This window comes from Rhodococcus sp. 06-462-5 (assembly GCF_002258315.1).
GTDB lineage: Bacteria > Actinomycetota > Actinomycetes > Mycobacteriales > Mycobacteriaceae > Rhodococcoides.
In genome coordinates, this window is sequence record NZ_NOYD01000029.1 from 139072 (window position 1) to 164910 (window position 25839).

Annotated in this window: 30 protein-coding genes; 17 read left to right on the forward strand and 13 right to left on the reverse strand. The window is 64.8% G+C overall.

What is annotated here, in order from left to right:
- Positions 1-15: 15 nt before the first annotated feature.
- Entirely contained in the window at positions 16-1428 is a 1413-nt protein-coding gene (gene ramB, locus CH251_RS15990) for an acetate metabolism transcriptional regulator RamB (RefSeq protein ID WP_094614000.1), read from the reverse strand.
- A 147-nt stretch (positions 1429-1575) separates the two neighbouring features.
- Here ramB and CH251_RS15995 point away from each other — a divergent pair, with 147 nt between their 5' ends.
- Positions 1576-1980, forward strand: coding sequence for a hypothetical protein (locus CH251_RS15995; protein WP_094614001.1), 405 nt, complete (start codon positions 1576-1578; stop codon positions 1978-1980).
- 81 nt (positions 1981-2061) lie between these two features.
- On the opposite strand, the gene CH251_RS27970 is transcribed toward CH251_RS15995, so the two are convergent.
- A complete protein-coding gene (locus CH251_RS27970; protein ID WP_256979108.1) occupies positions 2062-2196 on the reverse strand; it encodes a hypothetical protein in 135 nt (44 codons plus the stop codon).
- A gap of 818 nt (positions 2197-3014) precedes the next feature.
- Between CH251_RS27970 and aceA the strand changes: the two genes are divergently transcribed.
- From aceA to CH251_RS16020, 4 genes are all read left to right on the forward strand, one after another.
- Positions 3015-4304 carry an isocitrate lyase gene (aceA, locus tag CH251_RS16005; protein WP_027498404.1) on the forward strand — a complete coding sequence of 430 codons (1290 nt, stop codon included), beginning with the start codon at positions 3015-3017 and terminating at the stop codon, positions 4302-4304.
- A 164-nt stretch (positions 4305-4468) separates the two neighbouring features.
- Positions 4469-5344: a 3-hydroxybutyryl-CoA dehydrogenase gene (locus CH251_RS16010; protein ID WP_094614002.1), complete on the forward strand. Its 876-nt coding sequence runs from the start codon at positions 4469-4471 to the stop codon at positions 5342-5344.
- Positions 5345-5434: 90 nt separating this feature from the next.
- Positions 5435-5710: a hypothetical protein gene (locus CH251_RS16015; protein ID WP_094614003.1), complete on the forward strand. Its 276-nt coding sequence runs from the start codon at positions 5435-5437 to the stop codon at positions 5708-5710.
- A gap of 96 nt (positions 5711-5806) precedes the next feature.
- Complete coding sequence (locus CH251_RS16020; RefSeq protein WP_037186868.1) at positions 5807-6847, forward strand: NAD(P)-dependent alcohol dehydrogenase; 1041 nt, start codon at positions 5807-5809, stop codon at positions 6845-6847.
- Positions 6848-6932: 85 nt separating this feature from the next.
- Here the strand turns inward: CH251_RS16020 and CH251_RS16025 are convergent, their stop codons facing one another.
- Positions 6933-7790, reverse strand: a complete 858-nt coding sequence (locus tag CH251_RS16025) for a PPK2 family polyphosphate kinase (protein WP_094614004.1) — start codon at positions 7788-7790, stop codon at positions 6933-6935.
- A gap of 33 nt (positions 7791-7823) precedes the next feature.
- Here CH251_RS16025 and CH251_RS16030 point away from each other — a divergent pair, with 33 nt between their 5' ends.
- Entirely contained in the window at positions 7824-8285 is a 462-nt protein-coding gene (locus CH251_RS16030; protein ID WP_094614100.1) for a PPOX class F420-dependent oxidoreductase, read from the forward strand.
- Between the two features lie 24 nt (positions 8286-8309).
- Here CH251_RS16030 and CH251_RS16035 read toward each other — a convergent pair whose 3' ends face one another.
- Positions 8310-9302, reverse strand: a complete 993-nt coding sequence (locus tag CH251_RS16035) for an iron-siderophore ABC transporter substrate-binding protein (protein WP_094614005.1) — start codon at positions 9300-9302, stop codon at positions 8310-8312.
- A 16-nt stretch (positions 9303-9318) separates the two neighbouring features.
- The gene (locus tag CH251_RS16040; RefSeq protein ID WP_094614006.1) at positions 9319-9864 is read right to left on the reverse strand and encodes a type 1 glutamine amidotransferase domain-containing protein; all 546 of its coding nucleotides are present in this window, start codon (positions 9862-9864) and stop codon (positions 9319-9321) included.
- A 62-nt stretch (positions 9865-9926) separates the two neighbouring features.
- Here CH251_RS16040 and CH251_RS27555 point away from each other — a divergent pair, with 62 nt between their 5' ends.
- Positions 9927-10103, forward strand: a complete 177-nt coding sequence (locus tag CH251_RS27555) for a hypothetical protein (protein WP_179273309.1) — start codon at positions 9927-9929, stop codon at positions 10101-10103.
- On the opposite strand, the gene CH251_RS16045 is transcribed toward CH251_RS27555, so the two are convergent.
- Positions 10100-10840: a TetR/AcrR family transcriptional regulator gene (locus tag CH251_RS16045; protein WP_094614007.1), complete on the reverse strand. Its 741-nt coding sequence runs from the start codon at positions 10838-10840 to the stop codon at positions 10100-10102. The two genes, CH251_RS27555 and CH251_RS16045, sit on opposite strands and share 4 nt — an antisense overlap.
- Before the next feature lie 73 nt (positions 10841-10913).
- On the opposite strand from CH251_RS16045, the gene CH251_RS16050 reads away from it, so the two are divergent.
- The 5 genes from CH251_RS16050 to CH251_RS16070 all read left to right on the forward strand — a co-directional run bounded on the left by CH251_RS16050 (position 10914) and on the right by CH251_RS16070 (position 14976).
- On the forward strand, positions 10914-12188 hold the full coding sequence (locus CH251_RS16050) for a DUF445 domain-containing protein (protein WP_179273308.1): 1275 nt from the start codon (positions 10914-10916) through the stop codon (positions 12186-12188).
- Between the two features lie 73 nt (positions 12189-12261).
- Positions 12262-12729 carry a helix-turn-helix domain-containing protein gene (locus CH251_RS16055; protein WP_052047273.1) on the forward strand — a complete coding sequence of 156 codons (468 nt, stop codon included), beginning with the start codon at positions 12262-12264 and terminating at the stop codon, positions 12727-12729.
- Entirely contained in the window at positions 12722-13510 is a 789-nt protein-coding gene (locus CH251_RS16060) for a heparin-binding hemagglutinin (RefSeq protein ID WP_094614008.1), read from the forward strand. Before CH251_RS16055 ends, CH251_RS16060 begins: the two co-directional genes overlap by 8 nt.
- A 73-nt stretch (positions 13511-13583) precedes the next feature.
- Positions 13584-13871 carry a DUF2516 family protein gene (locus tag CH251_RS16065; protein WP_371828356.1) on the forward strand — a complete coding sequence of 96 codons (288 nt, stop codon included), beginning with the start codon at positions 13584-13586 and terminating at the stop codon, positions 13869-13871.
- Positions 13872-13950: 79 nt separating this feature from the next.
- Positions 13951-14976 carry an alpha/beta fold hydrolase gene (locus CH251_RS16070; RefSeq protein ID WP_094614009.1) on the forward strand — a complete coding sequence of 342 codons (1026 nt, stop codon included), beginning with the start codon at positions 13951-13953 and terminating at the stop codon, positions 14974-14976.
- A gap of 15 nt (positions 14977-14991) precedes the next feature.
- On the opposite strand, the gene purU is transcribed toward CH251_RS16070, so the two are convergent.
- Together purU and CH251_RS16080 are read right to left on the reverse strand one after the other, a co-directional pair.
- Entirely contained in the window at positions 14992-15876 is an 885-nt protein-coding gene (gene purU / locus CH251_RS16075; protein ID WP_094614010.1) for a formyltetrahydrofolate deformylase, read from the reverse strand.
- 13 nt (positions 15877-15889) lie between these two features.
- The gene (locus tag CH251_RS16080) at positions 15890-16732 is read right to left on the reverse strand and encodes a class I SAM-dependent methyltransferase (RefSeq protein ID WP_094614011.1); all 843 of its coding nucleotides are present in this window, start codon (positions 16730-16732) and stop codon (positions 15890-15892) included.
- 59 nt (positions 16733-16791) lie between these two features.
- Between CH251_RS16080 and deoC the strand changes: the two genes are divergently transcribed.
- Positions 16792-17445 (forward strand): deoxyribose-phosphate aldolase, encoded by a 654-nt coding sequence (gene deoC, locus CH251_RS16085; protein ID WP_373454956.1) that lies wholly within the window; start codon positions 16792-16794, stop codon positions 17443-17445.
- A gap of 18 nt (positions 17446-17463) precedes the next feature.
- Here the strand turns inward: deoC and CH251_RS16090 are convergent, their stop codons facing one another.
- Entirely contained in the window at positions 17464-18210 is a 747-nt protein-coding gene (locus CH251_RS16090; protein WP_179273307.1) for a DUF2993 domain-containing protein, read from the reverse strand.
- Positions 18211-18319: 109 nt separating this feature from the next.
- Here CH251_RS16090 and CH251_RS16095 point away from each other — a divergent pair, with 109 nt between their 5' ends.
- Positions 18320-18907 (forward strand): type IV toxin-antitoxin system AbiEi family antitoxin, encoded by a 588-nt coding sequence (locus CH251_RS16095; protein ID WP_094614013.1) that lies wholly within the window; start codon positions 18320-18322, stop codon positions 18905-18907.
- A gap of 52 nt (positions 18908-18959) precedes the next feature.
- On the opposite strand, the gene CH251_RS16100 is transcribed toward CH251_RS16095, so the two are convergent.
- The 3 genes from CH251_RS16100 to CH251_RS16110 all read right to left on the reverse strand — a co-directional run bounded on the left by CH251_RS16100 (position 18960) and on the right by CH251_RS16110 (position 20795).
- Positions 18960-19658: a class I SAM-dependent methyltransferase gene (locus CH251_RS16100; protein ID WP_306436809.1), complete on the reverse strand. Its 699-nt coding sequence runs from the start codon at positions 19656-19658 to the stop codon at positions 18960-18962.
- A 112-nt stretch (positions 19659-19770) separates the two neighbouring features.
- Positions 19771-20274, reverse strand: coding sequence for a DUF2505 domain-containing protein (locus CH251_RS16105; RefSeq protein WP_032393853.1), 504 nt, complete (start codon positions 20272-20274; stop codon positions 19771-19773).
- Positions 20275-20285: 11 nt separating this feature from the next.
- Positions 20286-20795 carry a DUF2505 domain-containing protein gene (locus CH251_RS16110; RefSeq protein WP_094614014.1) on the reverse strand — a complete coding sequence of 170 codons (510 nt, stop codon included), beginning with the start codon at positions 20793-20795 and terminating at the stop codon, positions 20286-20288.
- 57 nt (positions 20796-20852) lie between these two features.
- On the opposite strand from CH251_RS16110, the gene CH251_RS16115 reads away from it, so the two are divergent.
- The 3 genes from CH251_RS16115 to CH251_RS16125 all read left to right on the forward strand — a co-directional run bounded on the left by CH251_RS16115 (position 20853) and on the right by CH251_RS16125 (position 24730).
- Positions 20853-21869 (forward strand): UDP-N-acetylmuramate dehydrogenase, encoded by a 1017-nt coding sequence (locus CH251_RS16115; protein ID WP_094614015.1) that lies wholly within the window; start codon positions 20853-20855, stop codon positions 21867-21869.
- Positions 21870-21931: 62 nt separating this feature from the next.
- Positions 21932-23482 carry an MBL fold metallo-hydrolase gene (locus CH251_RS16120; protein WP_094614016.1) on the forward strand — a complete coding sequence of 517 codons (1551 nt, stop codon included), beginning with the start codon at positions 21932-21934 and terminating at the stop codon, positions 23480-23482.
- 87 nt (positions 23483-23569) lie between these two features.
- Positions 23570-24730: an Ig-like domain-containing protein gene (locus CH251_RS16125; RefSeq protein ID WP_179273306.1), complete on the forward strand. Its 1161-nt coding sequence runs from the start codon at positions 23570-23572 to the stop codon at positions 24728-24730.
- Positions 24731-24789: 59 nt separating this feature from the next.
- On the opposite strand, the gene CH251_RS16130 is transcribed toward CH251_RS16125, so the two are convergent.
- Entirely contained in the window at positions 24790-25545 is a 756-nt protein-coding gene (locus tag CH251_RS16130) for an SDR family NAD(P)-dependent oxidoreductase (protein ID WP_094614018.1), read from the reverse strand.
- Positions 25546-25839: the final 294 nt, after the last annotated feature.

The following is a 25839-nucleotide window of genomic DNA, read 5'->3' on the forward strand; positions in this document are numbered from 1 at the left end:
AGTCTTCCTTCCTTCTCAGCGAACGAGATACGGGGACACCGAACTTCGATGCTCGTCGATGTCGAGGTCCTTGCCCAGCGGCGGAAATGCGCGTTGCGGGCAGTTGGAGCGCTCGCACACCCGGCAGCCCGCTCCGATCGGCGTCGCCGCCGCCGAACCCTGTACGTCCAAACCGTCGGCGTACACCAGCCTTCCGGCGTGGCGCAGTTCGCAACCGAGGCCGATGGCGAAGGTCTTGCCGGGCTGACCGTATCGCGCAGCGCGTCGCTCCACCGTGCGTGCGATCCACAGGTAACTGCGGCCGTCGGGCATCTCGGCGATCTGCGTCATGATCTTGCCCGGATAGGCGAACGTCTCGTAGACATTCCACAGCGGACAGGTGCCACCGCTGGATGAGAAGTGAAAACCCGTGGCGGACTGACGCTTCGACATGTTCCCGGCGCGATCGACGCGCACGAACGAGAACGGCACACCCCGCAACTCGGGCCTCTGCAAGGTGGACAGGCGATGGCAGATGGTTTCGTAGCTGACCGAGAAGAAAGCCGAGAGCCGCTCGATGTCGTACCGAAAATCCTCGGCCACGTCATGGAACTGGTGATACGGCAACACCGTCGCGGCGGCGAAGTAGTTCGCGAAACCGAGCACCGCCAACTTCTTCGACGACTCACTGGTGAAATTGCCCTCGTCGGCCATCTTCTTCAGCAGATCCCCGCATTCGAGATAGGCGAGTTCGGCGGCGTACTTGAACACCTTCTGTCCACCGGAGAGATGCGGTGAAATTTCCAGTACCCGCGTCTGCGGATCGAACCGGTGCAGCACGTTCTCGCCGAGGTCGATCCGATTGACGATCTGCACGTCGTGAACCGTCCGCAGCCGCTTGGCGATCTCGCCGCCGACGTCGGCGCGATGGAACCGGATCCTCGACGTCAGAGCCTCTGCCGCAGTGTCCAATTCGTGCAGATAATTCTGCCGCTGATAGAAATAGTCACGCACTTCCTCGTGCGGCTTGCTGATGGAACCACTGCCACTGCCGTCGGAGAAACGCTCCTCGGTGGCGGCCAACAGCTGAGCCGTCGTATTGCGGTATCGGCGGTGCATGTTGACCATCGCCCGTGCCAACTGCGGGTGCGAGCTGACCATCTGCGCGATCTCGTGCGCATCGGCGTCGATCCCCATGTCCTGATCGAGCGCGACCTCGCGGAGTTCGGCGACCAGCCTGGTGTCGTCCTCGGAGGAGAAGAACGATGTGTCGACGCCGAACACCTCGGAGATCCGCAGCAGTACCGGCACCGTCAGTGGACGCACGTCGTGCTCGATCTGATTGAGATAGCTGGCCGAGATTCCCAGCTTCTGCGCCAGCAACACCTGACTCATGCTGCGTTCGCTGCGGAGCTGCCGAAGCCGCACGCCGACGAAGGTTTTGGACATATCGCCAGGCTACGCCTGCGAAGAATTGGCTTAACAGCATTGGCAACTAGCTGCTGGATCACAATTCGGGGTTGATCGGGAACATTAGCCGAGGTAAAGGCGTATACCGGTATACGAGCTATTCACCACGCACCACGAGGAGCGGTCATGTCCAACCGTCAACGCACATCCGAAATCGCCAGGGACGTCGTCGTATTCGTCACCGGAGCCGTACTCGTCGCATCCACTGTCTGGCTGCCCGTCCAGGGAGACCAGGAAGTCACCGGTGCCATCCTCGTGCTCGGCATTCTCGCTGCCTCGACCGCCCTGTGGGCCATCGGATCCTCGTCGAGGCAAAGCCACTGGACCCACGTCGGCCTCGGCCTGCTGCTCGCAGTCTCGCCCGCGCTGATGGTGTTCCCGTCCGGACTGCTGGCCGCGGACCTGTTCGCCATCGTCGGCGGACTCGTGATCGCTGCCATGGGTGCCCTCGGGGTGCTCTCCTCGCGTCGGACGCCGATCACCTCTCAGGTGATCGCACACAGCGACGACCGAACCGGCGTCCGTATCTGATCTCGGCAACTGGTGCTCCACTCCCGGGGCCGCGTGCGATAGATGTCGTACGCGGCTCCGGGAGTGGGGCATTTCGTGCATTCATCGCCGCGAACGCCGACGCCGCCTGATCACCGATGCGATTTCGGCAGCCACGACGTCCGGCGCGGCGAGCACATCGAACGCCGAATAGCGCAGCATCAGCCAGCCATCGAGCACGATCGCGTTCTGTCGCATGACACCGATCCATCGTCGACGGTTCCCCGCGCATGTGGACCGTCGGCAGAACACGGGTGAAGCGCCGCGAGACGGTGCTGGGGTGCACTCCGGAGGCCAGCAGCTGCTGAAGGGTGGCCGGGCCGGGAGTGGAGCCTGCGGAATGACCACTGGTGTCGGGAGTGGAGCCTGCGGAATGACCTGTGTGGGCGGGAGTGGAGCCTGCGGAATGACCTGTGTGGGCGGGAGTGGAGCCTGCGGAATGACCTGTGTGGGCGGGAGCGGAGCTGGAGTTTTCGGGAGCCATGGGTGGCAGCATCGGGGATGCGTCGTCCGGCCCCAGATGCTCGACCTGGGGTGACGCACTGCCCTGCGGATAGCTACGTGCCTGTGGACGAGTGCACGATGCGCTCCACTCGAGAGCGCCGGACGCGTGATCGCGGCGATCGTGGCGGCAAGTGGAGCACCCCGTACACGCCCACATCGTGGGATTGGAGTACTGTGATGTCGGTCACATGGTACCAAGTTTCTGACTCGATTCAGACGCCCCCGTCAAACCGTACAAGCGTCCGGTAAAGAATTTTGTGCATTGCGTTCATCAACTGGGGATTCATCGCTACTGGCGAGTAACCACGCCGTCCGATCGGAGAGGTTTGCGTCGACCGAAAATTTGCAACATTAGCAACGGTGCCCGTAAAGCTAGCCAAGATTGGCACTAACAACTGGTAGACGCATGTTTTCGGGTGTGCCATTGTTTTGGAGTACACCAGAAGGGCCTGGCAACGATGTGAAGATTCGTCTCGAGGCAGGCCGAGAAGCAGAAGAGACTGGAGCTGAAGATGTCGACCACCGGCACCCCGAAGACCACCGCCGAGATCCAGCAGGATTGGGACACCAACCCCCGCTGGAAGGGCGTCACCCGTAACTTCACCGCACAGCAGGTCTCCGACCTCCAGGGCACCGTCGTCGAAGAAGCGACCCTCGCTCGCCGCGGCAGCGAGATCCTGTGGGACCTCGTCAACAACGAGGACTACATCAACTCGCTCGGTGCTCTCACCGGTAACCAGGCCGTGCAGCAGATTCGCGCCGGCCTCCAGGCGATCTACCTCTCCGGTTGGCAGGTCGCAGGCGACGCCAACCTCTCGGGCCACACATACCCGGACCAGAGCCTCTACCCGGCCAACTCGGTGCCGTCGGTCGTCCGCCGCATCAACAACGCACTCCTGCGCGCCGACGAGATCGCCAAGATCGAGGGCGACACCTCCGTCAAGAACTGGGTCGCACCGATCGTCGCCGACGCCGAAGCCGGCTTCGGTGGCGCACTGAACGCCTACGAGCTGCAGAAGGCCATGATCGTGGCCGGCGCTGCAGGCGTCCACTGGGAGGACCAGCTCGCTTCGGAGAAGAAGTGCGGCCACCTCGGCGGCAAGGTTCTCATCCCGACCCAGCAGCACATCCGCACCCTGACCTCGGCACGCCTCGCGTCCGACGTCGCCGACGTCCCGTCGGTCATCATCGCCCGCACCGACGCCGAGGCAGCCACGCTGATCACCTCCGACGTCGACGAGCGTGACCGCGAGTTCCTCGACGGAACCCGCACCGCTGAGGGCTTCTTCGGCGTCAAGAACGGCATCGAGCCCTGCATCGCTCGTGCGAAGGCCTACGCCCCGTACGCAGACCTCATCTGGATGGAGACCGGCGTGCCGGACCTCGAGGTCGCCAAGAAGTTCTCCGAGTCGGTTCGCAGCGAGTTCCCGGACCAGCTGCTCGCCTACAACTGCTCGCCTTCGTTCAACTGGAAGGCGCACCTGGACGACGCGACCATCGCCAAGTTCCAGAAGGAACTCGGAGCCATGGGCTTCAAGTTCCAGTTCATCACCCTGGCAGGCTTCCACTCGCTCAACTACGGCATGTTCGACCTGGCACACGGCTACGCCCGCGAAGGCATGACCGCGTTCGTCGACCTACAGGAACGCGAGTTCAAGGCTGCCGAAGAGCGCGGCTTCACCGCCATCAAGCACCAGCGTGAGGTTGGCGCCGGCTACTTCGACCGCATCGCCACCACCGTCGACCCCAACACCTCGACGGCCGCACTGAAAGGCTCCACCGAAGAAGGCCAGTTCCACTGAGCTAGCCCGCCTTCCCGGATCTTCAGCGCACTAGTCAGGCGGTCCGCAACTTTCGTTGCGGGCCGCCTGTTCTGTACAACGAAGGTCTTGGGCGTTCCCCTGAAGAGTTACCCTCATCTCGCTATAAATTGTTGTGCTGCAACATTATTCGCTAGGAGTTTGCCTTGACGGTCGAGAGGGTGGGGATCGTCGGAGCGGGGCAGATGGGGGCAGGAATCGCGGAGGTCTGCGCCCGCGCCCATGTCGACGTGCTGGTCCACGAACAGACCCGCGAACTGGCGACGGCCGGTCGCAGCCGCATCCTGCAATCGCTGGACCGCGGCGTCAGCAGCGGCAAGATCACCGAACGCGAGCGTGAGCAAGCGGCATGCAGGCTGCGCTTCACCTCCGACCTCGCCGACTTCTGCGATCGCCAACTCGTCGTCGAAGCAGTGCTCGAAGACGAGAAGATCAAGGCCGACATCTTCGCCGAACTCGACTCGGTGGTGACCGACCCCGACGCCGTCATCGCCTCGAACACCTCCTCCATTCCCATCGTCAGCCTGGGAGCCGCGACGACGGCACCCGGCCGAGTCGTGGGTCTGCACTTCTTCAACCCGGTCCCGGTGCTGCCGCTCGTCGAGCTCGTCACCACCGACCTGACCTCACCGGTAGTGGCCGACCGTGCCGAGCGATTCGCAGGCGATGTTCTCGGCAAACAGGTGGTGCGCTCAGCAGACCGCTCTGGCTTCGTCGTCAACGCGTTGCTCGTGCCGTATCTGCTCTCTGCGATTCGCATGGTCGAGTCCGGATTCGCCACCAAGGAAGATGTCGACAAGGCGACGGTGCTGGGCCTGGCGCACCCCATGGGGCCGCTCGCACTCGCCGATCTGATCGGTCTCGACACCGTCAAAGCCATTGCCGATTCCATGCACTCCGAGTTCGAGGAACCTCTGTTCCTGGCACCCCCGCTGCTGCTGCGCATGGTCGAATCGGGGCGCGTCGGCAAGAAGGCCGGAGCCGGGTTCTATCGCTACGAGAACGGCCGGATCGCAAAGTAGACACCGCCGCGGGCGGGTTGCCCCGCGACGGTCACCGGAGCGCTATTGTCGGTCTGCGAACGCAGTCACTTCGATCACAGGAGCGTGTCAGTGAGCAAGTCCACGAAGTCGAACGGTGTGGTTCCCAAGGCATTCGGGATCGGGTTGGCCGCCACCGGTGCCGCCCACTTCGTGGTGCCGGAGGCGTTCGAGGGAATCACCAAGCTCCCGTTCCCCAAGGACACTCGAACCTGGATCAGTCGCAACGGAGCCACCGAACTGGCGGTCGGTGCGGCGATCGCGTACCCGAAGACCCGCAAGATCGGACTTGTCGGTCTGGTGGCGTACGTTGGGTGGCTGGGCGTCAATATCGCCAAGAACAGCTGACGTTACTGTTGCGAACGACTCGTTTAGAGTAGGAATAGCCTGGTCGGAGCGGTAGCTGCCTTGCGCTCGCATCGATGCGTAGGTAGCAATGTAGTTATGACTTCAGCTACCGCTTACCAGGCCACCGCTCCGGACGCCCCGCTCGAGAAGGCGACGATCGAGCGACGCGCCGTCGGACCGAACGACATCCTCATCGACGTCAAGTTCGCCGGCATCTGCCACTCCGATATCCACACCGCCCGTAACGAGTGGGGCGGCACCACTTACCCCGTCGTTCCCGGGCACGAGATCGCAGGCATCGTGGCCGAGGTCGGCTCAGAGGTCACCAGCCGCAAGGTGGGCGACCGCGTCGGAGTCGGCTGCTTCGTGGATTCCTGTGGCGAGTGCGAGGCGTGCAAGGACGGCGACGAGCAGTACTGCACCAAGGGCGTCGTCCAGACCTACAACTCGAAGACCTACGAGGGCGAGTTCACCCACGGCGGCTACTCCACCCAGATCGTCGTGACGGAGAAGTTCGTTCTCGGCATCCCGGAAGGCGTCGAGCTCGACGTCGCCGCACCGCTGCTGTGCGCAGGCATCACCCTGTACTCGCCGCTCAAGCACTGGGGCGCAGGACCGGGCAAGAAGGTCGCCATCATCGGCATGGGCGGCCTCGGCCACATCGGCGTCAAGATCGCGCACGCACTCGGAGCCCACGTCACCGTGCTGAGCCAGACGGACGCCAAGGAAGCCGACGGCAAGGCCTACGGTGCCGACGAGTACTACGCCACCAAGGACACCACGGCGCTCAAGGATCTGCAGGGCAAGTTCGACCTGATCCTCAACACGGTCTCCGCGAACCTGCCGATGGGCAAGTACCTCGGACTGCTCGCCCGCAACGGCACCCTCGTCGAGCTGGGCGTTCCCGAGAAGCCCCTCGAGGTGCCCGCGTTCAACCTGCTGGCCAACCGTCGTTCGTTCGCCGGTTCGATGGTCGGTGGCATCGCCGAGACCCAGGAAATGCTGGACTTCTGCGCCGAGCACCACATCGGTGCCGAGATCGAGGTCATCCCGGCCGAGAAGATCAACGAGGCATACGACCGCGTCGTCAAGTCCGACGTGCGCTACCGCTTCGTGATCGACGCAGCCACGCTGTAACAGTCTCGTTCGACGCGTGAATGGTCCATTGACCTGCCCAGACTGGGGTCAATGGACCATTCACGTCTTCGAAGCGGGCCCTTCCTCAGCTCTCGGCCAGCCGCTTCTTCTCGTGTTCGACGTCGAAATCGGCTGCGGGCCAATCGAGATCGAGCTTCTCCAACGTGTCGATCAGGATTTCCGTGACGGCCAAGCGGCTGTACCACTTGCGATCGGCCGGAACGACGTACCACGGTGCATGGTCGAAGTCCGTACGATCCAACACCCGCTGATACGCCGCCCGGTACTGCGGTAGGAAGCCGCGCTCGGTGACGTCGCCCGGGTTGTACTTCCAGTGCTTCTCGGGTCGATCGAGACGTTCCTGCAATCGCTTCTTCTGTTCGTCGGCCGACACGAACAAGGCCACCTTGACGACAACCGTGTCCTCGTCGACCAATCCCTTCTCGAAAGCGTTGATCTCGTCGAATCGCTTCTCCCACACCTGCCGTGGCACCAGGTCGTGGACCGCGACGACGAGAACGTCCTCGTAGTGGGACCGATCGAACACCCCGATTCGGCCGGCCCGCGGAAGTGCTTTGCGGATGCGCCAAAGGTAGTGGTGCTGCTTCTCTTCCTGAGTCGGAACCCCGAATGACGCGAGGTCGACACCCTGCGGATCGACCATCCCGATCACGTGTTTGACCATGCCGCCCTTGCCTGCGGTGTCCATGCCCTGCAGCACGAGCAGAACCGACTTGGTGCCGCCTGCACGCCCGTGCGCATAGAGTTTTTCCTGGAGCGCCGCCAGCACCGCGCCGCGCTGTTCGAGGACCTCGTTGCCGTGCGCCTTGGCTCCGTCGAAACCTGGAGTGGCGGTGAAATCGATGTCCTCCACGCGGGGAGACGCGCTGGCCCGCAGCACATCGACGGGAGACAGCGTCCACAATTTCGACTTGTCGGCCATAGGGGAGAAGACTACTTCTCTACCATGGGACTCATGGCCCCTACCATTGCAAAAGCAGAAACCGTGTCGCGTGAGCAACTGCTCGAATTCGTCTCTCCGCGGCACCACCACACCCTGATCACTCGCAAGCGCGACGACGGTCTGCAGGTCTCCCCGGTCTCGGCAGGGGTGGACTCGGAAGGCCGCATCGTCATCGCCACGTACCCCGAGCGCGCGAAGGTGCACAACATCCGCCGCAATTCCGCCGTCACGGTGCTGGTGCACAGTGACGACTGGAACGGCGACTACGTCCAGGTCGACGGGACGGCCGAGATCATCGATCTTCCAGACGCCGTCGAGCCCCTGGTGGAGTACTTCCGCAGCATCGCCGGCGAGCACTCGGACTGGGACGAGTACCGCGAGGCGATGGTGAAGCAGGGAAAGTCGTTGATACGCATCGTGATCGACACCTGGGGACCGATCGCCGCGGGTGGCTTCCCCCCGGGGAGAGTGTGACAAGTCCCCCGGGGAGGGTGTGATCTAGCCCTTCAGCGGTGCCGCGAACAGTGGCACGGCGTTTTCCAGCGCGTATCGGGTGCCGGCCACGGAGGCGGCCGAGAATGCGTTGGACAGGTTGGTGTCACCCAGCACCACGAGGCGTCCGTCGCGTGCCGACGGCAGGCCCTGGATCGACGGGTTGTCGGTGATCACCTCGGGTCCGGTGCCGATGGGGAACATGACGGTGAGGTCGGCATCGAGTGCGGAGATGTTCTCCTCGGAGAGTTCGATGCTGAATGCTCCCGGCTGCGCGAGGTTCTGGACGGCCGGGGTGTTCTCCATGCCCAACGACTCGAGGAAGTCGACGCGGGTGTCGCCGCGGACGTAGGCACCGACCTGTCCGCTGTAGAGCGTGCCGACGGCGACGGTCTTGCCGGCGAATTCGGGGTTGGCGGCGATGGTGTCGTCGACCAGTGCCTGGGTGTCGTCGACGAGCTTCTTGCCCTCGTCGACCTTTCCGAGCGCTTGGGCAACGATCTCGGTCTGGCCGTCCCACGTGGTGCCGTAGGCGACGTCGGTTCCCGGCGGCGCCGCGACAGTCGGGGCGATCTCGGACAGGTCGTCGTAGACGGCTTTGTCGTTGGTGCTGCGGGTCCACAGGATCAGATCCGGTGCCAGTGCCGCGATCGATTCCATGTCGACGTCGAAGGTGCCGACGATGGTGGGGTCGGTGTCGTAGGTTTCGTCCACCCACGGGCCCAGGCCGTTTCCGCCGACACCGAGCCAGTCACTCGCTCCGACGGGCTGGACGCCGAGTGCCAGTGCGGTCTCTGCATCCGACCAGCCGAGCGCGACCACTCGCTGCGGATCGGCAGGGACCTCGACGTCGCCGAACATGTCGGTGACGACGACAGCACCGGACTCGGCCGAGTCGGTGCCGCCGTCGGAGTCACTACCGTCGGAGCTGCATGCGGTGAGGGTGAGGGCAAGGGCGAGGGCTGCCGCAGGCAGAGCCAACGAACGAGAAATGCGCATAGGGCACGCTAACCTATCAAGCGCTGAAATGCTCCACGATCTTCGCGCAGAAGGCCGGTAGGTCGTCCGGGTTGCGGCTCGAGACCAGGTTGCCGTCGACGACCACTTCCTCGTCGACGACGGTTCCTCCCGCGTTGCGAATGTCGGTTCGGATGCTCGGGTAGGACGTCAACGTCCGGCCCTTCAGAACGTCGGCCTCGACGAGAGTCCAGGCACCGTGGCAGATGACGCCGACGGGCTTGCGGGCCTGTACGAATGCGCGGACGAACTCGACTGCGTCCGCGTCGACGCGCAGTTGATCGGGGTTGGTGGTTCCGCCGGGCAGGATCAGTGCGTCGAAGTCGTCCGCAGAGACGTCGGCGACGACACGGTCGACGGTGAAGGTGTCGGCGGCGTGGACGTCACTCTCCATGGCCTGAATGTCGCCATGGTCGAGCGATACCAATGTGACTGTGGCTCCGGCATTTTCGACGGCCTCGCGGGGCTGAACCAGCTCGACCTGCTCGACGCCGTCGGTAGCGAGAATGGCGATGCGGCGTCCGGTCAATGTTTCGGTGGTCATGCTCCATCGAATGTCCGACCGAGTCGATTCTCAAACTGACGAGCGATGGTACGAATGGAGACATGAGCGAATCACCCATCGAAACTCCGACCGAGGACCGCGCCCTGCAGAACCTGCCGATCGTGGACGAGCCGGACGAGCCGAGTGCCGATGACCTGCCCATCGAGGCCGACGCCCGGGACGTGCTGGATCAACGAGCAGAAGTTCCCCTGGACGACGACGGGTACGACGAGCGCTAAGGAGTCTTCGGCTCGTCGTCGACCAGAGGATGCGGCTGCGACTTGAACTTCGCGGGGGAGCCGTCGGCCATGGCGACTCCGTGGATTCCGCCCCACATCATCATGCAGAGGTAGTCGATCAGGTCGTCCGCAGACATCGACTTGTTGGAGATCCACCAGTGCGTGGCCAACTGAACCGCACCGACGATCGCAAAGGCCCACGGCACAGAGCCGCCCGAGTCCATCTCGCGCTGCCGTAGACGCTCACCGAGCACGGTGGAGAGCAACTCGGCGATCATTCGCTCGGACTCGGCGACGACATCGCGGTTGTTGCCGGCGTTGTTCGCCATGACGTACAGGTAGACCTCGGGATCGGTGGCCACCGTCTCGACGTACGCGGTCACGACGACGCGAGTGAGCTCGTACTCGTCGAGCTCGTGCGAGATCGCCGCGTAGATGCGCGGTGCGAGAGTCGTCTCGACGTACCGCGACATCGTCGCGCTGGTCAGGTCGTTCTTGTCGGTGAAGTAGCGGTAGAGCACCGTCTTGGAGATACCGATCTCCGACGCGATCTCGTCCATCCCGATCTCGCGGCCTCGCAACCGGATCGCGGCCAAGGTGCCGTCGACGAGCTCTTCGCGGCGGGCGATCTTGTGCTCACGCCATCGACGTTTTCGGCCGTCCGGCTTCTCGACCTTGGGCTTGTCCTCGCTCGGCTCGGCCTCGCCCAGCTTTGCCTCCGTCGTATTTCTTGCCACAACCCCACCCTATGCGCCTTGTCCGACACCATTGCAGGCTGCGTCCGGTTGATCCGACGTATTTCTGGGCACAATGTCGGTTGTGCAGCTCATGAACTTCGACGACGAGACCAAACGTCGCGACCTCCGCAAGATGAAAACAGTCGCGACGGGCTTTCTCGTTTTCGCATCGATCGTCTACCTCTTCTGCCGATGGCAGGAGTCGACGGGCGCAGGTGCCTGGGTCGGCTACGTCCGGGCGGCGTCGGAGGCGGGTATGGTCGGCGCGCTCGCGGACTGGTTCGCGGTGACGGCACTGTTCAAGCACCCACTGGGTATCCCGATTCCGCACACGGCGCTGATCAAGAAGAAGAAGGACCAGTTGGGCGCGAGCCTGAGTTCGTTCGTCGGCAGCAATTTCCTCGCACCCGAGGTGGTGTCCGAGAAGGTCGCGTCCGCGCAGGTTCCCCTGCGATTGGGTACCTGGCTCGCCCAGCCGGACAACGCCGAACGCGTCGCGGCCGAGGCGGCGACCGTGCTGCACGGCGTCGTCGACGTCCTCAACGACGAGGACATCACCGCCGTCATCGACAGCACCATCGTGCGCCGACTCGCCGATCCGCAGTGGGGCCCGCCGATCGGCCGCATCCTCGACGAGTTGCTCCGTGAGAACCGTCAGCTGCCGTTGATCGACATGCTCGCCGAGCGCGCTCACCAGTGGGCGCTCGGCAGCCAGGAGATGATCGATCGCGTCGTCGCGCGAGATTCCCCGAACTGGTCGCCGAAGTTCGTCGACACGCTGTTGGGCGAGAAGGTCTACAAGGAACTCGTCGAGTTCACCTGGAAGATTCGCTCCAACCCCGAGCACGACGTCCGTCAGGCCGCGAACAAGTTCCTGGTCGACTACGCCAACGATCTGCAGCACGACCCGGTGACCATCGAGAAGGCCGAGAAGCTCAAGGCGCAGATCATGGGACGCGAGGAGATCACCGGCCTCGCTGCGGCGACGTGGAAGGTGGCCAAGCGTCTGATCACCGAGTCGGTGGACGATCCGACGAGCACGCTGCGCACCAAGATCAAGGAGAACACCGCCAACCTCGGCGTTCGCCTACGCGACGACGCGGACCTGCGCGGCAAGGTCGACGGTTGGCTCCTCGGTGGGGCCAGCTACATCGCCGCGAACTACGCCGACGAGATCACCACGATCATCGGCGACACCGTCGCTCGCTGGGATGCCGAGGAGGCGAGCAAGAAGATCGAACTGCAGGTGGGACGGGATCTGCAGTTCATCCGCATCAACGGAACCGTCGTCGGTTCCATCGCCGGTCTGGCCATCTACACGATCTCGGATCTGATCTTCGGGCACTAGTGCTAGCAGAGTGCTTGCAATAGTTAGCACCCTTCGGTACCGTCCAGTAGGACACCGAAAACAGGAGGCCGACATGGCCGATGACGAGGGGGATCTGGTCGCCAAGGCGACCGAGGCGACGCAGGTCGTCGCCGAGGCAGGGGATCTTGTCGCCGCAGTCGTGACGACCGCAGCGCAGGACATAGGCAGCTACATCCGATCGCAACGGGAAGCCGCGCAGGTATCCATGCGGCAACTCGCGAGCCGAGCCGGAGTGAGCAACCCCTACCTCAGCCAGATCGAACGCGGACTGCGCAACCCGTCCGCAGAAGTGCTAGCGCAGATAGCCAAGGGTCTGCGCGTCTCCTCGGAGGTGCTGTACGTCCGGGCCGGGATCTTGGAAGCGCGTCCCCACGGTCCGGTGCGCGAAGCTCTGCTCGGCGATGAGCACATCACCGAACGGCAGAAGCAAGTGCTGATCGAGATCTACGACTCGTTCTGTCGTGAGAACGAGTCGACGCAGGAGCCCGAACCCGACGAACAGGAGACACCAGATGTCTGATTCCAAGAACTTCGAGAACGTCAAGACCCCCATCTTCGCAGCCGTCGGTGCAGGCGACGCAGTCGTCCAGGCCGTAGCGGACGTCGTCGCTCAGGTGCGCTCGCGCGCCGAGAGCCGCACCAGCGAGGTCAACGCCCGCATCGCCGACATCTCCGAAGATGTCACCGAAGGCGTCGAGAGCCTGCGCGAGCGGCTGGCCAACCTGCCCGCAGAGCTGCCCGACGAGATCGCCGAACTCCGTGAGCGCTTCACCCCCGAAGAGCTCCGCAAGGTTGCCGAGGCATACCTCAAGGTGGCCTCCGACCTCTACACCTCGCTCGCCGAGCGCGGCGAAGAGACCGTCGAGCGCATCCGCCGCACCCCGGCCGTCGAAGAGAGCCTCGAGCGCGCCAACTCCGCCGCCAACGACGTCGTCGACCTCACCGAGCAGGCCCTCGGAACAGTCGCCTCGCAGACCCGCGCAGTCGGCGAGCGCGCCGCTGCCCTGGCCGGCCTCGCGTCGGACAAGGTTCGTGAAGGTGCCGAGGAGATCTCCGACGCCGCCGACGAGCTCGCCGAGAACATCGACGAAGCAGGCGACGAGGCCAAGGACAAGGCCGTCGAGGCTTCCGACAAGGTGAGCGGCGTTGCGGGCAAGGTCGAGGCCAAGACCCGCAGCAGCGCGAACTCGCCGATCAAGAAGACCCCGGCTCCGGCCAAGAAGACGGCACCGGCACCGGCAGCGAAGAAGTCCACCCCGGCTCCGGCCAAGAAGGCTCCGGCGAAGAAGACCACTCGCTAAAGCACTCGTAAAGAAAACGACCCCTGCGCCGCGCGGCGCAGGGGTCGTTTCTCGTACACTGGCGCCCGTGAGCATCGCCGGCAGCTTCAGCTACTACATCCTGACCTTTCTCCAGATCCTCGGAGTGGTAGGTGCAGGATTCGCGATCTTCCACGCACTGCGTCAGCGTGCCGACGCCTTTCCCGCCGTGGACAAGCTCACCAAGAACGCCTGGCTGGCCATTCTGTTCGTCGGTCTGCTCCTCATCCTCGTCTCGGGAGTGATCGGATTCCTGGGCATCATCGGCGTCGTCGCCGTGTGCGTGTACCTCGTGGACGTACGGCCCAAGATCGACAGCATCCAGCGCGGACCCCGCTGGTAGCCAGCCGCGTCGACGCCGGTTCGCTCCTGGGCGTAGCCTCTACCGCACCCGCTCGGGGGATACAGGTGGAGGGGAATCAGTGGTTTCACGCAAGGTAATCGAACGCGCGCTGTTCGGAGTCGGCAGTGCAGCCGTCGCGGCATCTGTCGGCGCGTTCGTCGTTCGGCGGCGTCGCCTGCACTCGTTCACCAAGACGACCGACGTCCAGCCCGACGAGCTGCTGCAGTACCCCACATTCGAGCCGCACATCACCGAGGTGGTCACCGACGACGGCGCCCACCTGCACGTCCGTAGCTACGGTGACGCCGACGCCGCGCCGATCGTCTTCAGCCACGGTTGGACCTGCTCGGCCGACTACTGGTACCCGCAGATCAACGCCCTCGCCGGCCGCTACCGCGTCATCGCGTACGACCAGCGCGGCCACGGCCGCAGCGACGTGGGAACGCGACCACTGAGCCCCGACGTGTTGGCCGACGATCTCGCCGCGATCCTCACCGCCACCGTCGACGAGGACAACAAAGCTGTGCTGGTGGGACACAGCATGGGCGGCATGTCCATCATGGCCTGGGCCGGAAACTATCCCGAACAGGTCGATCGCCTGGTCAGTGCCGTGCTGCTCGCCAGTACGGCGACCGACTCGCTCGTCCGCGAAACCACCGTCATCCCACTGCCGCAACGCTTCCCACGCCTCCCGACCCCCGTGGGCAAAGCCGTGCTCAGCTCGGCACTACCGCTGCGTCCGTCGCCGGTGACCCGCCAAGCCATCAAGTACATCTCCATGGCACCCGGAGCGACACCGGCCGAGGTGGCGTTCTGCGAGAAGATCGTGCTCGAATGCGCGCCGCGCACCCGCGGCATCTGGGGCGCCGCACTCAGCGACCTCGACATCCACGAGGCACTCGAGAACATGTCCGTCCCCACCAGTGTGCTCGTCGGATCGGCCGACCGACTGACCCCACCCGTGCACGCCCGCAAACTCGCCCGCGCACTCGACGACCACGACCACCTGAGCAGACTGATCGTGATCCCCGGAATCGGACACATGAGCTCCGTCGAGGCAATCGACGAATTCAACACCGAAGTGGTTCGGCTCCGGAATCTCTGATTCTTCGGGTCCCGCCTAGCTGAACACCACGGTCTTGCGGCCGTGCACCAGGACACGATCCTCCAGGTGCCACCGCAGGCCACGGGAGAGCACCAGCTTCTCGATGTCGCGGCCCTGACGCACCATGTCGGCCACCTCGTCGGCATGGTCGACGCGGATGACGTCCTGCTCGATGATCGGACCCGCGTCGAGCTCGGCCGTCACGTAGTGGCATGTTGCGCCGATCAGCTTCACGCCCCGCGCGAACGCCTGGTGGTACGGGCGCGCACCGACGAACGACGGCAGGAAGCTGTGGTGGATGTTGATGGCGCGGCCCGCCCAGTGCGCGCACAGCGACTCGGGGAGAACCTGCATGAACCGTGCCAGCACCACCGCGTGCGGGTCGTAGGAATCGACCAGCGACCGCACCTCCTCGAAGGCGGGCCCGCGCTCGGCCGGATCCTTCGCGAACTCGACGTGATGGAACGGGGTGCCGTGCGCGGCGGCGATCGGCTCGAGCGACTTGTGGTTGCCGATCACCGCGGAGATCTGTGCGGGCAGTTCGCCGCCCGCAGCGCGCCCGAGGAGGTCGTGCAAGCAATGCGCTTCCTTGCTGACGAGCAGGACCACGCGCTTGGGTTCACCCGAATCATGAAGTGTCCATTCGGTTTCCGGGCCGAGCTCGGCGGCCACCGCGGCGAAACGCGTGCGTAGCTCCTCGATGCTCATGTCCACCGACGACGCGCGTACTGCCTGCCGGGTGAAGAACCAACCGGTGTCGGGATCGGCGTGATAGGCGGCCTCGACGATCCATCCACCGACCTCGGCGAGGAAGGTCGAGATACGGGCGACGATGCCCGTCTTGTCGGGGCAACCGAGCGACAGAACGTAACGGCGATCCTCGGATACGGAAGAACTCATACCGCCGATTGTCTCAGGGCGTCCGCACTCCGGTTGCCACCAGTGTCCCGAGATCGATCGAATCGATTCCGCGCTCGGTGAGCAGCGCAGAGAACTCGGCACGGATCTGCGCTCGGGTCGCATCGTCGAACGGTGTCAACGCGCCCCGCATCGCGCTGCCCAGCACGAGATCCCACACGAACGACTCCGTCGCGGGAACGTGGTTGGACAGCTCCACGACCTCGACCTCGGTGGTGCCGGCCGCAGTGAGCCACGCGGACAGAAGATCCGCAGTCTCCATCCGCCGGATCGGGTGCTTGTCGTATCCGTCCTGCGCGAGTGGCCCGTCGTGCTCGTTCGGCGGCGAATGCGCACCGATCACCTCGAAGAACGTGCCCGCGAACGCCTCGAACGCACCCTTGCGCCACACCGTCACCCCGACGCGACCGCCCGGACGAACCATCGACACCAGACGCGCGAAATCCCCCTCGGGATGGGGCAGAAAGAAGATGCCGTACGAACAGGCCAACGCGTCGTATCCGGCATCGGGAACCGTCGACGGCGGCTCCCACTCGGTGGCGTCGGCGAGAACGAAGTCGATGTTGCGCAGCGCACGGTCGGTGGCCTTCACCCGGCCCACCTCCAACAGCTCGTCGGCGAGGTCGATGGCATGGACGAGACCGTCCGGGCCGACGGCCGCCGCCGCAGGAATCGCCGACGCCCCGGTGCCGGAACAGACGTCGAGGACCGCGTCGCCGGTGGCCAACCCGAGCGCGAAGGCGAGCGACTGCCCGGCCGGCCCCCAGACCTGCGGCGTCACCGCGTCGAATTCCCTGCTGGTGGCATTGAAGGTAGCGGCGAGCGAGGCTGCGGTCATGAACGGAAATCGTAGACCGACAGGGCTGCGAAAGGGCGTGCTGTGAAAAGCTGGACCGCATGACACTCACCCGCGCTGCGCTCGCCCAGATGGTCGACCACACGCTGCTCAAGCCGGAAGCGACAACGGCCGATGTGGCCGCTCTCATCGAGGAGGGCCGCGAGCTGGGAGTGCTCGCGGTGTGCGTCTCGCCGTCGATGCTGCCTATTCACGCCGAGGGAATGCTCACTGCCGTCGTCGCCGGATTCCCGTCGGGCAAGCATCATTCGTTGATCAAGGGATCCGAGGCCAGGCTCGCGGTGCAGCAAGGTGCCGACGAGGTCGACATGGTGATCGACGTCGGCGCAGCGATCGCGGGAGACTACAACGCGGTACTGGCCGACATCGTCACCGTCCGCGAGGGGATCGCCGGAACCGCGGTCCTGAAGGTCATCATCGAATCGGCAGCACTGTCCGACGACGCGATCGTCGAGGTCTGCCGCGCCGCCGAGAAGGCTGGTGCCGACTTCGTCAAGACGTCCACCGGCTTCCACCCGGCCGGCGGCGCGAGCGTCGAAGCAGTGCGCTTGATGGCAGAGACCGTCGGCGGACGACTGGGCGTCAAGGCCAGCGGCGGCATCCGCACCACGGAGGCCGCCCTGGCCATGATCGACGCGGGCGCAACACGATTGGGGCTTTCGGGAACGCGCGCGGTGCTCGACGGTCTGAACTAGAGCGACCGCTCACGTGGGTTACGCGACCAGCGAGCAGCCCTCGGGAGTCGGCTGATTCTGATCCTGCTGGGTCACCGGAATCGTGTACTGACCGCCCTCGAGGGTGAGCTCGATGCCGGAGTCGGTGACCGTCAGCGACGTCGGTGCCATGTCCAGCGGGTAGGCCTGCAGGCTGTCGGTCAGCACGCCGACGACGGAGTCGACCAGATCGGTGGGGATACCGAGACCCAGGATCGACGCGTCGACGGTCTGGAAATCGACCCTGCCGTCGACGACCTGCGGCTTGACGGTCAGATTCGCCAGGGCCCCGACGGCGAAGTCGAGGGTGCCCGCCGATGCGTCCGAGGTGACGCCCGAGACGATCGCGCCGATGCCCTGGCTCTGCAGGGTGCGGGTGATGCCGTCGGTCGACCACGAGATGTCGGCACTGGAACTGCCGATGGTGCCGCCGGAGTCGGCGGTCTGCGTCAGGTTCAGGTCACGTGCCTCGGCCTGCACGACCATGCCCTCGGCTGGGCCGAAGCGCGCGTCGTCGCTGTCGACGGTCACCGAGGAGACCTTCTTGTCCACCAGTGAGAGCAAGACCGGCTTGAGGCCCAGACCGACCTCGACCTGGCTGCCGAGCTCGGATTCGAGCTGACCGGCGAGACAGGATTTGATCTGCTGACGGACGAACAACTCGCCACCGATGACGGCGACGAGGAGGACGACAACGACGGAGACTGCGATCAGCGGTGCGGTGCTGCGCCTGGCTGTGGATGACATTCCTGGCAGTCTTCCCGATGATTCTGAGCAAGCTCTGTGAAACTCGCCGAACCAGCGTTCTCGGCCGAAACTTTGTGACCTGTAACACATTGTGACGTAGGCTTGCGTCATGAGTACGACAGGACCGAGCGTGCACGAACTGCACTCGCTGGCCACTCGTCAGGACGGCTATTTCACGGCCGAGCAAGCCGGCGAGCTCGGCTTCGATTCTGCGATGGTGCGCGTCAATCTGGCCACGAACACGTGGACTCGCGTCGAGCGCAACCTGTTCCGACTCGGCCAGTGGCCCCACAGTGAACTCGAAGTGTTCGCCATGTGGTGCGCCTGGTTCGGCGGCGAGGCCGTGATCTCGCACCAGAGCGCGGCCGAGCTACACGGATTCGGGCACCTGCACCCGCAGTTCGTGCACGTCTGCGCATTCGGCGACCTACGACTGACCGACACCAGGCTCGCAGTTCATCGCCTGCGACTCGAGCCCCGGGACGTCGAATCGGCAGGCACGTTCAACCTCACCACCCCGGTGCGTACGGTGCTCGACCTCGCCGCAGGCGGCATCTCCCAGATCACGCTCGACGAGGTGGTGTGCGACGCCGTCGCGATCGGTCGCGTCGACCCGCAGACGCTGTACTCCGAGGCCGGAAGCAGCACCGACCGAGTGGCCGAACGCGTCGAACTGGCACTGTCCGCCTGCACGTAGCCGCGGAATCGGGTGCATCCGACCGCGCTGAGCGCGGTCAGCTGCACCCGATTCACGTTGCCGGTGCGACCGTCGACCAGGGGACCGTGAGCACGTTGTCTCGCATCCGCCGGCGGGGGAGCGTGATCGGAAGCCCCTGTTCGACAAGCACTTTCATGGCTGCACGCCACCGAATTCGAGGCCCGAACGGTGCCAGCGGGGCCGAGACCGACCACGCTCTGTCGGCCCGTCGGAGCAGATCGTGCACGCGCTCACCCTCGGTGTTGCGATGTATCAACACCTTCGGAAGCCGCTCCGCGATGTCCGACGGCATCTCGACGTCGAACGGATCCCACGCCAGCGTCAATGAGCGCGGCCCCTCCGCGTCGAGCAACACCCAGGCGCAGCGTCGACCGAGCTCGTCGCAGGTGCCGTCCATCAACAGGCCACCGGGTGCCAGGCCCGACAGAATGCGTTGCCAGGCAGCAGGAACCGCATCCTCGGGGTACTGGCGCAGTACGTTGAACGCCCGTACCAGGTTGGGGCGCAAGCCCGCCAGCTCGAAACCGCCGCGAGCGAAGTCCACGCCGTCACTTCCCGGGACGACGCGAGCGGGGTCGATCTCGAGACCGGTGACGCGGAGATCGGGCCGGACGGTGCGCAACCGACCGGCCAGCTCGAGCGTCGTGTTCGGCATCGCCCCGTACCCGAGGTCGACGACGAGGGGATTCGGCGAGCCCAGCAGAACGCGTCGAACATCGGGGTCGTGCATCAACCACCGATCGCTACGCCGCAACCGATTGATGCCGGTGGTGCCGCGGGTGATGACGCCTTCGGGGGCAGGAGTGGAGCCTGCGGAACGACCCTTGCTCTGATTGTTCAGTTCAGGCGTTCTTTTCGAGCCAGTCGGCGGTGACTTCGCCTTCACCGCGCCACAGGTCGATGAGGTTGACCAGCATCAGCTGCTCGAGTTTGCCGCCGATGAACGGCAGGAAGACCTTGGCCTCGGAGGATGTGCGCAGAGTCGAACCGCCGTTGGTGGGGAACAGCGAGGTGGTGCCCTTGAGCGAGCCCGGTCCGGCCGGAATCGACGCGTCGTAGTGGCCCGCGGTGACTTCTTCGAAGGCGTCGAAGTGCACGTTGCGGGTGATGATCATGTCTTTCTTCATCACCGTCTGCGCGATGTCGGGCAGTTCGGTGCGTGGGATGACGTGGTGCATCACGATGTCGATTCCGGCGTCGGACACCTCGAAGCTCTTCAGCTCGTTCTCCGAGTACTTACGCATCTCCTCGATGCGCGCATCCCAGTGATCGCGACTGGAGAGCGCTGCATAGACCTGCTGCGTCGAGTGGGTGAACCGGGCGGAGTAGTTCATTCGGCGAGCCATAGTGCGCCAGGTTAGCTGCTTGCTTGGGCCGCAATCCAGTTACCGGTGAAGTCCTGTTCGTTGTCGATGAGCGAGAGCACCTGCTCGCTGATCATCGCTTCGATCTTGCCGCCGAAGATGGGGACCTTGACCTCGGTGGTGCCGGCCAGTGCGATGGTGGTCGTCTCGCCCGTGGCGTCGAGCGAGGTGGTGCCGGTGATGCGCGCGGGTGCGCCTTCGACCGTGGCTCCGAAGGTGCCGTCGGCATGGGTGCCGTCGAACGGTCCCCAGCTCTCGGTGCGTTCGATGATGAGGTCGCCCTTCTTGAAGGCGGTCACCGCGGACGGCAACTCCTCCTCGGGGACGGCCTGGGTCATGACGACGTCGATGGTTCCGTTGCCGACGGTGACGCTCTTCAGGCTGGCGCCCGGTCCGCCGATCTGCTCGATGCGGTCCTTCCAGTACTGCTCGGACGTCAATGCAGCGTGGACCTTGTCGGCGGAGGCGGGCACAGTCGAGCTGTGCTCAATGGGGCGAGGCATAGGCGCAGGTTACCGGGTGGCTCCGACGCAGGTGCGCGACCGGTAGCGTGAGAGTCCGTGCCTACTGCAATTTCGGAGCTCACCACCATCCGGGTGGGCGGCCCGGCCCGTGAATTCACCGTTGCGACGAACGCCGACGAGTTGGTCTCCCTGGTGCGCGACGCGGATCGCTCGGGAACCGATGTGCTGGTCATCGGCGGCGGATCCAACCTGGTGGTCGGCGACGACGGGTTCGACGGCCGGGTGGTTCGGGTGACCGGCTCGCGGCTGGACATCGACGGCGAGATCGTGACGGTCGACGCCGGTGTCGAGTGGGATGCCGTCGTGCAGGCGACGATCGATGCGGGACTGTCGGGCATGGAAGCGCTCTCGGGCATCCCCGGAACCACCGGTGCGACGCCGATCCAGAACGTCGGCGCGTACGGCGCGTCGACGTCGGAGCTGCTGCACAGTCTCACCGTCTACGACCGCGAGACCGATCGGACGGCGGTGTGGACGCCGGAGCAGTGCGGTTTCGGAACGCATCGATCGTCTGTGTTCAAGCGGTCCTCGCGGTACGTGATTCTGGACGTGACGTTCGCGCTGAAGAAGACGACCGAGTCGCTTCCGGTGCGCTACGCGGCGTTGTCGGAGCGTCTCGACGTGCAGATCGGCGACGTCGTACCGGTGTCGGATGTGCGTGCGGCTGTGCTGGCTCTGCGCGGAGAACGCGGGATGGTGCTCGACGGAGACGATCACGACACGTGGAGCGTCGGATCGTTCTTCCTCAACCCGGTACTGCCCGAGGTGCCCGAAGCCGCAGCGCACGCGCCCAACTTCCCCGACCCCGCGGGAACCAAGATTCCGGCGGCCTGGCTGATCCAGAACGCTGGCTTCCCGCGCGGCTACGGCACCGAATTCGGGCGCGGCACTGCGGCGCTGTCGTCCAAGCATGTGCTGGCGATCACCAACAGGGGTGGGGCAAACGCGTCGGACATCATGGCGCTGGCCGCGCACGTCCGCGACGGGGTGCAGGAGAAGTTCGGCGTCACGCTCACGCCCGAATGTGACCTCGTCAACTGCGCGCTGGGTTAGGGCCGGTCGAAACGGCGCATACGATGGAGCTTTGCAAGTGAAGGCTCCAGGGAGGTAAATCAGTGCAGGTCACAAGCGTGGGACATGCGGGATTCCATATTCGGACCGACGCCGGAAGCATCCTGTGCGACCCGTGGGTCAACCCGTCGTTCTACGCGTCGTGGTTCCCGTTCCCCGACAACTCGGGCCTGGACTGGGACGCCCTCGGTGATTGCGACTACCTCTACGTCTCGCACCTGCACAAGGACCACTTCGACCCGAAGAACTTGGCCGAGCACGTCAACAAGGACGCCACGGTGCTGCTGCCGGACTACCCGGTGCTCGATCTCAAGCACGAGCTCGAGAAGCTCGGCTTCCACAAGTTCTACGAGACGACGGACTCGGTCAAGCACACGATCTCCGGTCCCAAGGGCGATCTCGACATCATGATCATCGCGTTGCGCGCACCCGCCGACGGCCCTATCGGCGACTCGGGTCTGGTCGTCTCGGACGGCAAGACCGTCGCGTTCAACATGAACGACGCGAGGCCGGTGGACCTGGACGTGATGACCGAGAACTTCGGTCCCGTGGACGTGCACATGCTGCAGTACTCGGGCGCGATCTGGTACCCGATGGTCTACGACATGGTCTCGCGCGCGAAGAAGAACTTCGGCATCCAGAAGCGTCAACGGCAGATGGATCGGGCGCGCCAGTACATCGAGCAGGTCGGCTCGACGTGGGTCGTCCCGTCGGCCGGCCCGCCGTGTTTCCTCGACGACGAGCTGCGTTCGCTCAACGACGTCTACGGTGACCCGGCCAACGTGTTTCCGGATCAGATGGTGTTTCTCGAGCAGATGCGTCTGCACGGGCACGACAAGGGCCTGCTGATGATGCCGGGCACCGCCGCCACGTTCGACGGTTCCGAGTTGATCTCGCACGAGCACCCGATCCCGACGGCCGAGGCCGAGGCCATCTTCACCACCGGCAAGGCCGACTACATCGAGGCCTACGCCCAGCGTCAGGCATCGGTCATCGCCGCGGAGAAGGCGGCCTGGGCTCCGGCCGAGGGCGAGCCGCTGCTCGAGCCGATGCGAGGCCTGTTCGAGCCGATCATGGCGCAGACGGATCTGATCTGCGACGGCATCGGCTACCCCGTCGGAATCACGATGGGCGACGAAACCGTCGTGCTCGACTTTCCGAAACGGATTGTGCGCGAACCGATCTCGAACGAGAAGTTCCGCTACAGCTTCACCATCCCGCCGGAGCTCGTACGCACCGCCATACGTGACAAGGAGCCGGACTGGGTCAACTCGATCTTCCTGTCCACCCGCTTCCGTGCCCGACGCGTCGGCGGCTACAACGAATTCCTCTACACGTTCTTCAAGTGCCTCACCGACGAGCGCATCGCCTACGCCGACGGCTGGTTCTCCGAGGCACACGACGACACCGCCACGATCACGATTGGCGGCTACGAGATCCAGCGCCGCTGCCCACACCTGAAAGCGGACCTGACGAAGTTCGGCATCGTCGAGGGAAACAAGCTCACCTGCAATCTGCACGGGTGGGATTGGAGCCTCGATTCCGGCCGCTGCCTCACCTCCAAGGGCCACGAACTTCGCACGCGCAAGCTGTGAGACTGCCCCCAAAAATCGGGGTAGTTCGCAGACGCAGGTACGTTGGATAACGTGCATGAGCAGGTAGAACAGACAAAACGGACGCGCATGGTGTGGTTGATCGCCGTGCTCGTCGCCTTGGTGGCACTCGTGGCGGGCTGCACCGTCGGATCGGGCGAAGCCGGCTCGGGCACGGCAGCCCCGACCACCGAGGCAGCGCCCGTCGCGAAGGTGACCGAGAACCCGGTCGCAGGTGCCGTCGACGTCAGCCCCGTCGCGCCGATCTCGGTCTCCGTGGCCGACGGAACGCTCACCCAGGTCGCATTGACCAACCCCGACGGCAAGGTCGTCCAGGGCGCGCTCTCGCCCGACAAGACCTCGTACGCCGTCACCGAGCCACTCGGCTACGGCGTGCAGTACACGTGGTCCGGCTCGGCCGTGGGCAGCGACAACAAGACCGTCGACATCGCCGGGGCCTTCACCACCGTCGAACCCGACAGCCGCACGTCGGTGAGCACCAACATCGGCGACGGCCAGGAAGTGGGCATCGCTGCGCCGATCATCCTGCAGTTCGACTCCGCGATCGCGGACAAGGCCGCCGTCGAGAAGGCGTTGACGGTGACGACCAATCCGCCGACGCCCGGCGCGTGGGCATGGTTCCCCGACGACAACGGCTCACGCGTCCACTGGCGTCCCACCAACTACTGGGCACCCGGCACGACGGTCTCGGTGGACGCCAAGCTCTACGGCGTGAACTACGGCGACGGCGCATACGGTGCCGACGACGTCACCCTGAACTTCAGCATCGGACGCAGTCAGGTCGTCGTCGCCGACGCCACCAGCCACCGCATGCAGGTGGTCCGCGACGGCCAGACGATCATGGACATTCCCGTCAGCTACGGCGAGGGCAACGAGGACCGCAACGTCACCCGCAGCGGTATCCACGTCGTCACCGAGAAGCACGAGGACTTCCTGATGTCCAACCCGCCGTTCTACGAGAACGTCCGCGAACGCTGGGCGGTGCGCATCTCCAACAACGGCGAATTCATCCACGCCAATCCGCTGACCACCGGCGTGCAGGGCGCGTCGAACGTCACCAACGGATGTATCAACCTCTCCGACGCCGATGCTCAGCAGTACTTCCAGACGGCGATGTACGGCGATCCCGTCGAGGTCACCGGAACGCGCATCGACCTCTCGGCAGCAGACGGCGACCTGTACGACTGGGCCATCGACTGGCCGACCTGGGAGTCGATGAGTGCGGTGTAGCCGCAGTGGTGCGGTTATGTACCCCAGGGGGCACTTAACCGCACCACTGCCGAAGGCACTTACTTCCGGGAGAAGCGCCCCGGACCGGCCTGATCACGTGGCTTGATGATGATCTGGTCCAGGTTGACGTGCGACGGGCGCGAGGCCACGAAGCCGATGACCTCGGCGATATCGCTCGCCACGAGCGGCGTGATGCCCTGGTAGACAGCGTCGGCCTTGTCGGCGTCGCCGTCGAACCGGACGAGGGAGAACTCGGTTTCCACGGCACCCGGCGCGACCTCGGTCAACCGCACCGGCTTGCCCAACAACTCGCCGCGCAACGTCCGATGCAGCACCGCCTGAGCGTGTTTGGCCGAGGTGTAGCCCGATCCGTTGTCGTAGGCCTCGAATGCCGCCACGGACGTGATGGTGACGATCAGGCCGTCACCGGAGTCGATCAGCTTGGGCAGCAACGACTTCGTCACCCGCAATGTACCGAGCACGTTGGTCTCCCACATCCAGCGCCAGTCGTCGAGGTCGGCGTCGATCACCGGGGCCAAGCCCTTCGCGCCACCGGCATTGTTGATCAGCACATCGACGCGGGGAATGACCGCAGTGAAGGCAGCGACCGAATCCTCGTCCGTCACATCGAGTTCCAGAGCAGTGCCACCGATCTCCGACGCCAACTCCTCGAGCCGGTCGAGTCGGCGGGCACCGATCACGACGTGGAAGCCGTCGGCGGCGAGTTGGCGGGCGGTGGCCGCGCCGATGCCGGAGCTCGCTCCGGTGACGACGGCGATTCGGGCATCGGGGGAAATCTGTTCGGACGAGGTCATGGCGAAATTCTATGCCCGACGTGCCCCGTGCTTTCCGATGCCCGATTGGACTTCGGACGCGAGGGTGCTAATTTTGGGTGTATGTCCGCCAGTGAGACCACCGCGATGCGGGTCACGTATGTGACCGCGTCCCTCGGTTCTCGCTTGCCGCTTCCTCGGGAACTGTGTTGTCCCGGCCAAGGAAACTGTCTCTAGCCTTTCGGCGCTACGGACAGTCGATTCGCGTGTCGTGGTCTCTCGTGACCACCGTGCCCGCCCCTTGACCTGCATCACTTCGCTCTTCCGTCGTTGTCC